Raw genomic sequence first — 12,783 nt, 5'->3', positions numbered from 1 at the left:
GGCTCGGACACGCGCAGCAGCCACAGCGCCAGCAGCGCCGCGCTGGAGGCGCCGATGGCGGTGCCGTAGGCCAGGCTCTTGCCGCCCCAGCCGACCAGCAGGCCGCCCAGCGCCGGGCCGATCACCATGCCGGCCTGGAACGCGACGCTGCCGACGCTGGCGCCGCGCGCATAGGCCTCGCGCGGCAGGACGCGGGCGAACAGCGCGTTGTACACCGGCGACAGAAACGCACGCGCGGCGCCGGTCAGGGCGATCGCCGCGTAGATCGGCCACACGCCCTGCGCCGCCAGCCAGCCGCGGCTCACCGCCAGCAGGACCGCGGCGGTGGCGACCAGGCCGACGCTGGCGAGCATGCCCAGGTAGCGGCGCGGCAGATGATCGACCAGGTAGCCGGCGAACGGGGCGATGCAGAAGAACGGCAGGATCTCGGCCAGCCCGATCAGGCCCAGCGAGAACGGATCGCGGGTGATCTCGTAGATATGCCAGCCGACCGTGACCGCGACGACCTGGTAGGACAGCATCGCCAGGATGCGGTAGGCCAGCACCAGGGCGAAGCCGGGGTGCGCCAGCAGCGTGCGCAAGGTCTGCGGTGGGGTGGGCAGCGGCGCGCTCATGCCTGCTGGGCGCGTGCGGTGTCCTGGATGAAGGCCAGCAGCGCGGCCAGGCCGTTGCTGCGGGTCGGCGACAGGTGCTTGCCCAGGCCGATGGCGGCGACGAAGTCCGGCGCGGTGGCGAGGATGTCCGCGGCGCTGCGCCCGGAATAGACCCGCAGCGCCAGATAGATCAGCCCGGAGACGATCGCCGAATCGCTGATCGCATGGAACACCAGGCGCTCGGCATTGCCCTCGGGCACGATCCACACCATCGACTGGCAGCCGTGCAGGCGATGCTCCTCGGTCTTCCAGTGCTCGGGGAAGGCGGGCAGCTTGCGGCCCAGGTCGATCAGGTACTGATAGCGCTCGGACCAGTCGCCGAAGAAGCCGAACTCCTCGGCGATGGCGGCCTGGGCGTCGGCGGGCGTGGGTTCGAGCGGAAAGTCGGTGTCGGTCATCAGCAATCCAGAATCAAGCGATGTAAAGCCCCTCTCCCTCCGGGAGAGGGGTTGGGGTGAGGGGGCGGGCGTAGCTTCGTGACTTGTCCATGCGAGTCGCTTCGCGTCGTGCCCTCATCCGGCGCCCGCACCCTCATCCGCCCTTCGGGGCACCTTCTCCCGGAGGGAGAAGGGAACAGCCGTGCGCCCTTTTTCTACGAGGGCTCGGTTACCCACGCTTCCAGCGTACGCCCTGCGGCGTGTCCTCCAGGACAATGCCGGCGTCGGCCAGTTCCTGGCGGATGGCGTCGGCGCGGGCGAAGTCGCGGGCCTTCTTGGCGTCGCTGCGGGCGTCGATCAGCGCCTGGATGCGGGCGTCGTCGTCGCTGCCGGCACCCTGGAACCAGACCTGGGGATCCTGCTGCAGCAGCCCCAGGGCCAGGCCGGCGCCGAGCAGGCGGCCCTTGGCCTCGCGCAGCGTGTCCGCACGTTGCGTGGCGTCGGCGGGGTCGGGGCCGCCGGCCGGCGCCGCCTCGCGCAGTGCCTGTCGCGCCTGGGTCGCCAGGCTCGACAGCACCGACAGCGCCAGCGGCGTATTGAGGTCGTCGTCGAGGGCCTCTTCGATCTCGGCCGGAATGACGGCTTCGGCGTCGATGGCCTGCAGATCGCGCAGCGTTCCATACAGGCCGTCGAGCCGGGCCACCTGGGCCTGGATCAGGGCGTCGGACCAGTCCAGCGGCTGCCGGTAGTGGGCACTGAGCAGTGCGCAGCGCAGCGCCTCGGGCGGATGCCGCTCGATCAGATCGTGCACGGTCTCGATGTTGCCCAGCGACTTGCTCATCTTGGCGCCGCTGAAGGTCAGCATGCCGTTGTGCAGCCACACGCGGGCGAAGGTGGCGCCGCCATGGGCGCATTCGCTCTGCGCGATCTCGTTCTCGTGGTGCGGGAACTGCAGGTCGACGCCGCCGGCATGGATGTCGATGGTCTCGCCCAGGTGCGCGGCGGCCATCGCCGAGCACTCGATGTGCCAGCCGGGGCGGCCGCGGCCCCATGGCGAGTCCCAGCCCGGCAGGTCGTCGCTGGACGGCTTCCACAGCACGAAGTCGCCCGGGTCGCGCTTGTACGGGGCGACCTCGACGCGGGCGCCGGCCAGCATCTCCTCCGGGTCGCGCCGCGACAGCTTGCCGTAATCGGCGAAGCTGGCCACCGCGAACAGCACGTGGCCCTCGGCGGCATAGGCGTGGCCGCCGGCGATCAGCCGTTCGATCATCGCCACGATGTGCGGGATGTGCGCGGTGGCCGCCGGCTCGATGTCCGGCGGGGTCACGCCCAGCGCGGCCATGTCCTGGCGGTAGATGGCCGCGAAGCGGTCGGTGATGGCCGAGATCGGCACGCCCTGCGCCTGCGCGGCGGCGTTGATCTTGTCGTCCACGTCGGTGATGTTGCGGGCGTAGCGCAGTTTGCCGTAGCGGCGCCGCAGCAGTGCCGCCAGCACGTCGAACACCACCGGGCCGCGGGCGTTGCCGATGTGCGCGTAGTTGTAGACGGTGGGGCCGCAGACGTAGAGCGTCGGGCCGGCCACCGGATCGAGCGGTTCGAAGGCGTCGACCCGGCGGGTCAGGTTGTTGTGCAGGCGCAGGCTCATCGGCATCGGCGGTGGGGAAACCGTCCGATTCTACCGGCAGCCGTCGCCAGGCGGGCGCGCGGCGCGCCTGTCGGCTCGCGTTCAGCCCGACGCAAGCCGCCATGCCTACACTCATCGGTCTGCCCTTGCGAAGCTGCTGCCGATGCGCCCGAACCCGTTGTTGCCGCTGGTCGGCATCCTTGCCTGCGCCGCCGCGCCGGCCTGGGCGCAGGACTCCGAGGTGCGCAATCGGGTGGTGGTGATCGAGAACGTCAAGCTGGACTACGCCCAGGTGCTGAACGTGGAGCCGGTCTACCAGACCCTGCGCGCCACCCGCACCGAGCAGCAGTGCGACCCGGCCCCCGCGCCGGCCCCGGCGGCGCCGGCACCCAAGCCGGCCGAGGACGACAGCCGCTTGAACCGGTTGATGGATTCGGTGAAGGACATCTTCAGCCGCCGCCACGAGGAGCCGGCCCCGGCCGCTGCGCCGGCCACGGCGCCGCAGAGCGGACGCAACTGCCGGATGGTCGAGGTCGGCCGCGAGTTCCGCCGGCCCATCGCCTACGACGTGGACTATGTCTACAAGGGCACCAAGTACCGCTCGCGGTTGCCCGAGGATCCGGGCAACCGCCTGCGCATCCGCGTCTCCGTGGCCCCGTACGTGCCCGACGCGGTGGTGGTGCCGCCGCGCTGAGCGCCGCACGCGCTTGCGCCTGTGGCGTGCGCGTGCGAGGATGCGCGCCGATGAAAGCGAACCTGCCCCAGCACGATCTCAGCGCCGCACGCATGGCCTCGGGCATGACGTCGCGCGCGCGTCGACCGGAATCCCACATTCTCGCTGGGTAACCGGAGCGTCGTGCCGTTCGTTCTGAAAACCCAGCCCGAGGCTGGGTTTTTTCGTTTTCATCGGCCGGAAAAGTTTCACCCGTAAAGAACCTCCCTGTAGAACGCCTCGCGCGTCCCCGCGTCCCCACCGCTGCAAAGGATCGATCGATGTCTCTGAAGCACTTCTTGAACACCCAGGACTGGAGCCGCGCCGAGCTCGACGCGCTGCTGACCCAGGCGGCGCTGTTCAAGCGCAACCGTCTCGGCAGCGAACTGAAGGGCAAGTCGATCGCGCTGGTGTTCTTCAACCCGTCCATGCGCACCCGCACCAGCTTCGAGCTGGGCGCGTTCCAGTTGGGCGGCCATGCGGTGGTGCTGCAGCCGGGCAAGGACGCGTGGCCGATCGAGTTCGACCTGGGCACGGTGATGGACGGCGACACCGAAGAGCACATCGCCGAGGTGGCGCGGGTGCTGGGCCGCTATGTGGACCTGATCGGCGTGCGTGCGTTCCCGAAGTTCGTCGACTGGGCCAAGGACCGCGAGGACCTGGTGCTGAAGAGCTTCGCCAAGTACTCGCCGGTGCCGGTGATCAACATGGAGACCATTACCCATCCCTGCCAGGAGCTGGCGCACGCGCTGGCGCTGCAGGAGCACTTCGGCACCCGCGACCTGCGCGGCAAGAAGTACGTGCTGACCTGGACCTACCATCCCAAGCCGCTGAACACCGCGGTGGCCAATTCCGCACTGACCATCGCCACCCGCCTGGGCATGGACGTGACCCTGCTGTGCCCGACCCCCGACTACGTGCTCGACGAGCGCTACATGGGTTGGGCCGCGCAGAACGTGCAGGAGAGCGGTGGCTCGCTGACCGTCAGCCACGACATCGACAGCGCCTACGCCGGCGCCGACGTGGTCTACGCCAAGAGCTGGGGCGCGCTGCCGTTCTTCGGCAACTGGGGCCCGGAGAAGCCGATCCGCGACCAGTACCAGCACTTCATCGTCGACGAACGCAAGATGGCGCTGACCAACAACGGCGTGTTCTCGCACTGCCTGCCGCTGCGCCGCAACGTCAAGGCCACCGACGCGGTGATGGACTCGCCCAACTGCATCGCCATCGACGAGGCCGAGAACCGCCTGCATGTGCAGAAGGCGATCATGGCGGCGCTTGCGTCGCAAGCGGGAATCGGGAATCGGGAATAGAGAATCGTCGCAGCAGCAGCCTTTGCCCCCACTTTTACGCGTCATCAAGGAAACCGCCATGAGCACCGCTTCTACCATTCCCGATTCCCCACTCCCCACTCCCGGCCTCAAGGACATCGTCCTCGCCTTCTCCGGCGGCCTCGACACCAGCTTCTGCATTCCCTACCTGCAGGCCAAGGGGTATGCGGTGCACACCGTGTTTGCCGACACCGGCGGCGTGGATGCCGAGGAGCGCGATTTCATCGAGAAGCGCGCCGCGGAACTGGGCGCGGCCAGCCACGTCACCGTCGACGGCGGCCCGGCGATCTGGGCCGGCTTCGTCAAGCCGTTCGTGTGGGCGGGCGAGGGCTACCAGGGCCAGTATCCGCTGCTGGTGTCGGACCGCTACCTGATCGTCGATGCCGCGCTCAAGCGCGCCGAGGAGCTGGGCACCAAGACCATCGCGCACGGCTGCACCGGCATGGGCAACGACCAGGTGCGCTTCGACCTGGCGGTCAAGGCGCTGGGCGACTACGAGATCGTCGCGCCGATCCGCGAGATCCAGAAGGAACACACCCAGACCCGCGCCTACGAGCAGAAGTACCTGGAGGAGCGCGGCTTCGGCGTGCGTGCCAAGCAGCAGGCCTACACGATCAACGAGAACCTGCTGGGCCTGACCATGTCCGGCGGCGAGATCGACCGCTGGGAAGCGCCGGGCGAGGGCGCCCGCGGCTGGTGCGCGCCGCGCAGCGCGTGGCCGACCGAGCCGCTGACGGTGAAGCTGAAGTTCGTGCAGGGCGAGGCGGTCGAACTCGACGGCAAGGCGCTGCCGGGCGAACAGATCCTGGCCAAGCTCAACAAGCTTTTCGCGCCCTACGGCGTGGGCCGCGGCGTGTACACCGGCGACACCGTGATCGGCCTGAAGGGCCGCATCGTGTTCGAGGCGCCGGGCCTGGTGGCGCTGCTGGCCGCGCACCGCGCGCTGGAGGATGCGGTGCTGACCAAGCAGCAGAACCGCTTCAAGCCGGACGTGGCGCGCAAGTGGGTGGAGCTGGTCTATGAAGGCTTCTACCACGACCCGCTGAAGACCGACCTGGAAGCCTTCCTGAAGTCGTCGCAGGCGATGGTCAACGGCGAGGTGACGCTGGAGACCCGCGGCGGCCGCGTCGACGCGGTGGCGGTGAAGTCGCCGCACCTGCTCAACGCCAAGGGCGCTACCTACGCGCAGTCGGCGGACTGGGGCGTGGCCGAGGCCGAGGGCTTCATCAAGCTGTTCGGGATGAGTTCGACGCTGTACGCGCAGGTCAATCGCTGACGCTTAAAGCCCCTCTCCCCTCGGGAGAGGGGTTGGGGTGAGGGTCCGGGCGAAGCCTCGCACCAGTTGGTTGCGCGAGCTTCGCCAGGATCTTCACCTGCTGGCGCGATTGGCTTCACCAGGCTTCGCTCGCACCCTCATCCGCCCCTGCGGGGCACCTTCTCCCGAGGGGAGAAGGACCTGTCTGATGGACCTCATGCACGCACTGCGCATCAGCACCGACAAGCAGGAACTGGATCTGCCGTTGATCCATCGCTTCCTAAGCGAGCAGGCCTATTGGAGCCTGGGCATCCCGCTGGACACGGTGCAGCGGGCGATCGCCGGTTCGCTGTGCTTCGGCGGCCATCTCGATGGCGTCGGGCAGGTGGCGTTCGCCCGGGTGATCACCGACGGCGCGATTTTCGCCTATCTCGCCGACGTGTTCGTGCTCGACGCCCACCGCGGCCGCGGCTACGGCAAGCAGCTGGTGGCGGCGGTGATGGCCCACCCGCAGCTGCAAGGCCTGCGTCGCTTCATGCTCGCCACCTCCGATGCGCATGCGCTGTACGCCCAGTATGGGTTCGCCGCGCCGGCGCGGCCGCAGTCGTTGATGGAAATCGCCTATCCCGATCTCTACCGCACCAGCACCACGGCAGCCTGACACACCATGACCGATCTGCTCGAATCCACCCTGACCCACCTGAAAGAACTGGTGTCCTTCGACACCCGCAATCCGCCGCGGGCGATCGGGACCGATGGCATCTTCGACTACATCCGCGCACAGCTGCCCGGCTTCGCGGTGGAGGTGATCGACCACGGCGCCGGCGCGGTCAGCCTGTACGCGGTACGCGGCACGCCGAAGTACCTGTTCAACGTGCACCTGGACACAGTGCCGGATTCGCCGCACTGGAGCGCCGATCCGCACGTCATGCGGCGCCTGGACGATCGCGTGGTCGGCCTGGGCGTGTGCGACATCAAGGGTGCGGCGGCGGCGCTGCTGGCCGCGGCCAATGCCGGCGACGGCGATGCCGCGTTCCTGTTCTCCAGCGACGAGGAAGCCAACGACCCGCGCTGCATCGCCGCGTTCCTGGCCCGCGGTATTCCCTATGAAGCGGTGCTGGTGGCCGAGCCGACCATGAGCGAGGCGGTGCTGGCGCATCGCGGCATCAGTTCGGTGCTGATGCGCTTCGCCGGCCGCGCCGGGCATGCCTCCGGCAAGCAGGATGCCGCGGCCAGCGCCCTGCATCAGGCGATGCGCTGGGGCGGCCGTGCGCTGGACCACGTGGAGTCGCTGGCGCACGCGCGCTTCGGCGGGCTGACCGGGCTGCGCTTCAACATCGGCCGGGTCGAGGGCGGGATCAAGGCCAACATGATCGCGCCGGCGGCGGAGCTGCGCTTCGGTTTCCGGCCGCTGCCGTCGATGGACGTGGATGCGTTGCTGGCGACCTTCGCCGGCTTCGCCGAGCCGGCCGCGGCGCATTTCGAGGAGACCTTCCGCGGGCCGAGCCTGCCGTCGGGAGACATTGCGCGCGCCGAGGACAAGCGCCTGGCCGCGCGCGACGTCGCCGATGCGCTGGAGCTGCCGATCGGCAACGCGGTGGACTTCTGGACCGAGGCCTCGCTGTTCTCCGCCGGCGGCTACACCGCGCTGGTCTACGGCCCGGGCGACATCGCCCAGGCGCATACCGCCGACGAGTTCGTGACGCTGGAGCAACTGCAGCGCTACGCCGACTCGGTGCACCGCATCATCAACGGCACGCGCTGAGCCGCGCGCCTTCCCTCGTCGCCCGGACCGATCCTGCGATCGGCTCCACCCTGGATTCCTTCGGACATCGCCCCACGCCATGCACGCCAACCGCCAAACCCGCCAGACCATCGTGCGCCTGCTCTCGAGCATGGCCAGCGCGAAGGAGATCAGCCAGTACCTCAAGCGCTTCTCGCAGCTGGACGCCAAGCGCTTCGCCGTGGTCAAGGTCGGCGGCGCGGTGCTGCGCGACGACCTGGAGGCGCTGACCTCCTCGCTGTCGTTCCTGCAGGAAGTGGGCCTGACCCCGATCGTGCTGCACGGCGCCGGCCCGCAGCTGGACGCGGAGCTGTCCGCCGCCGGCATCGACAAGCAGACCGTCAACGGCCTGCGGGTGACCTCGCCGGAAGCGCTGGCGATCGTGCGCCGGGTGTTCCAGGCTTCCAATCTGAAGCTGGTCGAGGCGCTGCAGCAGAACGGCGCACGCGCTACCTCGATTACCGGCGGCGTGTTCGAGGCGCAGTACCTGGACCGCGATACCTACGGGCTGGTCGGCGAGGTCAGCGCGGTGAACCTGGCGCCGATCGAGGCCAGCCTGCAGGCCGGCTCGATCCCGGTCATCACCAGCCTGGGCGAGACCCCCAGCGGGCAGATCCTCAATATCAACGCCGATTTCGCCGCCAACGAACTGGTGCAGGAACTGCAGCCGTACAAGATCATCTTCCTCACCGGCACCGGCGGCCTGCTCGACGAGAAGGGCACGGTGATCGATTCGATCAACCTGTCCACCGAGTACGACCACCTGATCGCGCAGCCGTGGATCCATGGCGGCATGAAGGTCAAGATCGAGCAGATCAAGGACCTGCTGGACCGGCTGCCGCTGGAGTCGTCGGTGTCGATCACGCGCCCGGCCGACCTGGCCAAGGAACTGTTCACACACAAGGGCTCGGGCACCCTGGTGCGGCGCGGCGAGAAGGTGCTGCGCGCCACGGCGTGGAGCGAGCTGGACCTGCCGCGGCTGAAGACCCTGATCGAATCCAGTTTCGGCCGCACCCTGGTGCCGGACTATTTCGACACCACCAAGCTGCTGCGCGCCTACGTCAGCGAGAACTACCGCACCGCGGTGATCCTCACCGACGAGGGTGGCTATACCTACCTGGACAAGTTCGCGGTGCTCGACGACGCGCAGGGCGAGGGCCTGGGGCGCGCGGTGTGGAACGTGATGCGCGAGGAGACGCCGCAGCTGTTCTGGCGTTCGCGCCACAACAACCAGGTCAACATCTTCTACTACGCCGAGTCCGACGGCTGCTTCAAGCAGGAGAAGTGGAAGGTGTTCTGGTACGGCCTGGAGACCTTCGAGCAGATCCAGCACTGCGTGGCGCACTGCGCCACGCGCACGCCGACCCTGCAGGGTTGAGCGGCGCTTTCGTCATGACCGTTCCCATCTCCAGCATCGATCCCGTGCTGCCCGAGGCCTGGCGCCACGTGCCCACACTGCGCGGGCGCCACGTCAGCCTGGAGCCGCTGCAGGCGGCGCATGCCGAGGGGCTGCGCGCCGCGCTGCGCGGCAGCGGCCTGGACGCGCTTTGGTTCACCAATGTGCCGGCGCCGGAGCGGGTGGACGCCTACGTCGCTGCCGCGCTGGAGGTGCAGGCGCTGGGGCGGGTGCTGCCGTTCGTGGTGCGCGATGCGCAGGGCGAGATCGTCGGCAGCACGCGTTTCTACGGCCTGGATCCGCAGGTGCCGACGCTGTCGATCGGCTACACCTGGTATGCGCCACGGGTGCAGCGCAGCGGCCTGAACACCGAGGCCAAGCTGTTGCTGCTTGGCCACGCCTTCGAATCGCTCGGCTGCCTCAGCGTGGTGTTCGAGACCAGCTGGTTCAACCATGCCTCGCGCACCGCGATCGCGCGGCTGGGGGCCAAGCAGGACGGCGTGCTGCGCAACCACAAGCGCCACGCCGACGGCACCCCGCGCGACACCGTCATCTTCTCCATCATCGATACGGAATGGGCCGGGGTGAAACGCCACCTGCAGTTCCGCCTGGATTCGCACGCATGAACACTCCCATTCATTCCATCGGCATCGTCGGCGCCCGTGGCCACACCGGCGCCGAACTGATCCGCCTGATCGCCGCGCATCCGCAGTTGCGGCTGGCCTTCCTGTCCTCGCGCGAGCTGGACGGGCAGCGTGTCGATGCGCACCACGACGCTTACGAAGGCGAGCTGCGCTACGAGAATCTCGACCCGGAGGCGGTGGCGGCCAAGCGCGCCGAAGTGGTGGTGCTGGCGCTGCCCAACGGCAAGGCCGCGCCCTACGTGGCGGCGCTGGATGCGGCGGTCGCCGCCGGTGCGCCCGACCCGATCGTGGTCGATCTGTCCGCCGACTACCGCTTCGACCCGGCCTGGTACTACGGCTTGCCGGAACTGACCCGCGCCGGCTATGCCGGGCAGCGCCGCATCAGCAACCCGGGCTGCTACGCCACCGCGATGCAGTTGGCGATCGCGCCGCTGCGCGAGCAGCTCGCCGGGCCGCCGCAGTGCTTCGGCGTGTCCGGCTATTCCGGTGCCGGCACCACGCCGTCGGACAAGAACAACCCGGCGCTGTTGCGCGACAACCTGATGCCGTACGCGTTGACCGACCACATGCACGAGCGCGAGGTGTCCGCACAGCTCGGCGTGCCGGTGGAGTTCATGCCGCACGTGGCGCCGCATTTCCGCGGCATCACCATGACCGTGAACCTGTGGCTGCAGCAGCCGCTGAAGTTGGAGGCAGTGCAGCAACTGTATCGTGCCCGCTATGCCGATGAGCCGCTGATCGAGGTGATCGACGAGGCGCCGTGGGTCAGCCGCATCGCCGGCCGCCACGGCGTGCAGCTCGGCGGCTTCACCCTGGCCCCGGGCAACAAGCGGCTGGTGCTGGTGGCCACGCTCGACAACCTGCTCAAGGGCGCCGCGACGCAGGCGATGCAGAACCTCAACCTGGCGCTGGGCGTGGACGAGTTGACGTCGATTCCCGTTTGAAATCGTCGGGACCCGGGGCCCGGGACTCGGGACCCGGAGAAGCAAGAGCCGATGCTTTTGCTTTTCCGGGTCCCGGGCCCCGGGTCCCGGGTCCCGCAAAAAAGGACCCCCAATGACTAATCTTCTCTGGCAAAAACCCGGCGTCGCCGTCGACACGCAGATCCAGGCCTTCCTGGCCGGCGACGACGTGCTCCTGGACCGCGAGTTCTTCCTGCACGACATCGCCGCCAGCGGCGCGCACGCCGAAGGCCTGCAGCGCATCGGCATCCTGTCCGCCGACGAACTGGCCGGGCTGCAGCGCGAGCTGGCGGTGCTGGCCGAGGATTTCCGTAGCGGCGCGTTCGTGCTGGATGCGCGCTTCGAGGACGGGCACTCGGCGATCGAGGCGCGGCTGACCGAACGCCTGGGCGATGCCGGGCGCAAGATCCACACCGGACGCAGCCGCAACGACCAGATCCTGGTGGCCACCCGGCTGTGGCTGAAGGACAAGCTGGCGCGGCTGGCGCAACTGAGCGCGGAGATCGCCAAGGTGGCGCTGGACCGTGCGCAGGCCGAGCGCGACCTGCCGGTGCCCGGCTACACCCACATCCAGCGCGCCGTGGTGTCCTCGGCGGGCATGTGGTGGGCGGGCTGGGCCGAGGCCTTCATCGACGACGCGCTGCGCGCCCGCGACACCCTGCGCCTGGTCGACTGCAATCCGCTGGGCACCGCCGCCGGCTACGGCGTCAACCTGCCGCTGGACCGTGCGCACACCACCGCCGCGCTGGGCTTCGCGCGCCTGCAGGTCAGCCCGATCTATGCGCAGCTCTCGCGCGGCAAGTTCGAGATGGCCGCGCTGGAAGCGCTGGGCAGCGCCACCCTGGACCTGCGCCGCCTGGCCTGGGACCTGTCGCTGTTCACCAGCGGCGAATTCGGGTTCGTCGCGCTGCCGGCGCAGTACACCACCGGCAGCTCGATCATGCCCAACAAGCGCAACCCGGACGTGATCGAGCTGATGCGCGCCACCCACGCCAGCGTGGCCGCCGCGCGTACCGAGATCGAACAGTTGTTGTCGCTGCCGTCCGGTTATCACCGCGACCTGCAGAGCAGCAAGGGCGCGATCTTCCATGGCTTCGGCCGAGGCCTGTCCGCGCTGGAGCTGCTGCCGGCGCTGCTGGCCAACCTGGAGTGGCGCGAGGACAGGCTGCGCGCGGCGATCGATTCGGGCATGTACGCCACCGACGTGGCGGTGGAAGCCGCAGTGGCCGGTGTGCCGTTCCGCGAGGCCTATCAGGCCGCCGCCGCGTCCGCCGACAGCGCTGGGCAGGGGCGCACGCCGGAAGGCAGCCTGGCCGCGCGGGTCTCGCCCGGCGCTGCCGCCGATCTGCGCCTGGACGAGCTGCAGGCGCGCTGGCACGCGCTGGACGCTTGATTGCCTGTGGGAGGGCTTCAGCCGCGACGCCTCGGCGCTAACGCGTCGGGGCTGAAGCCCCTCCCACAAAAAGCATTCGCTGCGACGCCGAACATGCAAACCGATTGCAGAAGGAACACCGTACGATGAAGCACTACCTGGTCCTGGCGATGCGCAAACCGAGCTTCGACGAGCGCGTGGTCGCGCCGCATCAGGCCTTCCTCGACGACCTGCGTGCACGCGGCCTGCTGGCACTGACCGGCGGCTTCAGCGATCGCAGCGGCGGCGCCTACCTGCTGCAGGGCGTGGACGACCTGGCGCAGGCCCAGGCGATCGTCGCCGCCGATCCGCTGGCGATCCAAGGTTGCTCTGACCTCACCGTGTACGAATGGAACACGCGCTGATCCCATGACCTCGCAGACGCCATCGCCCTTCGTCGAACAACGCCTGCCGCCGTGGCGGCGCGCAGTGCTCAAGGTCGGCAGCAGCCTGTTGGCCGCCGACGGCGGCGGGCTCACGCCGCGCTTCGCGCTGGGCCTGGCGCAGTTCGTCTCGGCCAACCTGGCGGCCGGGCGCGAACTGGTGATCGTGTCCTCCGGCGCGGTCGCCGCCGGGCGCGCCATCGTGCCCAAGGCCGCCGAGGCCGGTGCGGCGCTGGCGGCACGGCAGGGGGC

Annotated in this window: 13 protein-coding genes and 1 pseudogene; 11 read left to right on the top strand and 3 right to left on the bottom strand. The window is 69.2% G+C overall.

From position 1 onward, the window contains the following. The 3 genes from D180_RS08770 to cysS all read right to left on the bottom strand — a co-directional run. Positions 1 to 614, bottom strand: a 614-nt coding sequence (locus D180_RS08770; protein ID WP_017912502.1) for an MFS transporter, incomplete at its 3' end; no start/stop codon positions are given. Further along, complete coding sequence (locus D180_RS08765; RefSeq protein WP_017912501.1) at positions 611 to 1,051, bottom strand: SufE family protein; 441 nt, start codon at positions 1,049 to 1,051, stop codon at positions 611 to 613. The genes D180_RS08765 and D180_RS08770, both read right to left, overlap by 4 nt. Positions 1,052 to 1,259: 208 nt before the next feature. After that, on the bottom strand, positions 1,260 to 2,675 hold the full coding sequence (cysS, locus tag D180_RS08760) for a cysteine--tRNA ligase (RefSeq protein WP_017912500.1): 1,416 nt from the start codon (positions 2,673 to 2,675) through the stop codon (positions 1,260 to 1,262). 142 nt (positions 2,676 to 2,817) lie between these two features. On the opposite strand from cysS, the gene D180_RS08755 reads away from it, so the two are divergent. The 11 genes and pseudogenes from D180_RS08755 to D180_RS08705 form a co-directional block, all read left to right on the top strand. Continuing rightward, complete coding sequence (locus tag D180_RS08755; protein ID WP_017912499.1) at positions 2,818 to 3,348, top strand: hypothetical protein; 531 nt, start codon at positions 2,818 to 2,820, stop codon at positions 3,346 to 3,348. Positions 3,349 to 3,647: 299 nt separating this feature from the next. Then, positions 3,648 to 4,679 carry an N-acetylornithine carbamoyltransferase gene (locus D180_RS08750; RefSeq protein ID WP_017912498.1) on the top strand — a complete coding sequence of 344 codons (1,032 nt, stop codon included), beginning with the start codon at positions 3,648 to 3,650 and terminating at the stop codon, positions 4,677 to 4,679. A gap of 58 nt (positions 4,680 to 4,737) precedes the next feature. Next, positions 4,738 to 5,973 (top strand): argininosuccinate synthase, encoded by a 1,236-nt coding sequence (locus D180_RS08745; RefSeq protein WP_017912497.1) that lies wholly within the window; start codon positions 4,738 to 4,740, stop codon positions 5,971 to 5,973. A gap of 187 nt (positions 5,974 to 6,160) precedes the next feature. After that, positions 6,161 to 6,613, top strand: a complete 453-nt coding sequence (locus D180_RS08740) for a GNAT family N-acetyltransferase (RefSeq protein WP_017912496.1) — start codon at positions 6,161 to 6,163, stop codon at positions 6,611 to 6,613. A gap of 6 nt (positions 6,614 to 6,619) precedes the next feature. After that, a complete protein-coding gene (locus D180_RS08735) occupies positions 6,620 to 7,717 on the top strand; it encodes an acetylornithine deacetylase (RefSeq protein WP_017912495.1) in 1,098 nt (365 codons plus the stop codon). A 79-nt stretch (positions 7,718 to 7,796) separates the two neighbouring features. After that, positions 7,797 to 9,113: an acetylglutamate kinase gene (locus tag D180_RS08730; protein WP_017912494.1), complete on the top strand. Its 1,317-nt coding sequence runs from the start codon at positions 7,797 to 7,799 to the stop codon at positions 9,111 to 9,113. Between the two features lie 14 nt (positions 9,114 to 9,127). Continuing rightward, positions 9,128 to 9,757 carry a GNAT family protein gene (locus D180_RS08725; protein WP_017912493.1) on the top strand — a complete coding sequence of 210 codons (630 nt, stop codon included), beginning with the start codon at positions 9,128 to 9,130 and terminating at the stop codon, positions 9,755 to 9,757. Then, positions 9,754 to 10,719 carry an N-acetyl-gamma-glutamyl-phosphate reductase gene (argC, locus tag D180_RS08720; RefSeq protein ID WP_017912492.1) on the top strand — a complete coding sequence of 322 codons (966 nt, stop codon included), beginning with the start codon at positions 9,754 to 9,756 and terminating at the stop codon, positions 10,717 to 10,719. The genes D180_RS08725 and argC overlap by 4 nt, the downstream gene beginning before the upstream one ends. 112 nt (positions 10,720 to 10,831) lie before the next feature. Next, positions 10,832 to 12,130 (top strand): argininosuccinate lyase, encoded by a 1,299-nt coding sequence (gene argH / locus D180_RS08715; protein WP_017912491.1) that lies wholly within the window; start codon positions 10,832 to 10,834, stop codon positions 12,128 to 12,130. Between the two features lie 125 nt (positions 12,131 to 12,255). Beyond that, complete coding sequence (locus D180_RS08710; protein WP_017912490.1) at positions 12,256 to 12,513, top strand: YciI family protein; 258 nt, start codon at positions 12,256 to 12,258, stop codon at positions 12,511 to 12,513. Between the two features lie 4 nt (positions 12,514 to 12,517). Beyond that, positions 12,518 to 12,783, top strand: a pseudogene (locus D180_RS08705) (glutamate 5-kinase); the annotation flags it as partial.

Origin of the sequence: Xanthomonas sp. SHU 166, from assembly GCF_000364685.1 — a bacterium.
Lineage (GTDB): Bacteria > Pseudomonadota > Gammaproteobacteria > Xanthomonadales > Xanthomonadaceae > Xanthomonas_A > Xanthomonas_A sontii.
This window is presented reverse-complemented; position numbering and strand designations above follow the sequence as displayed.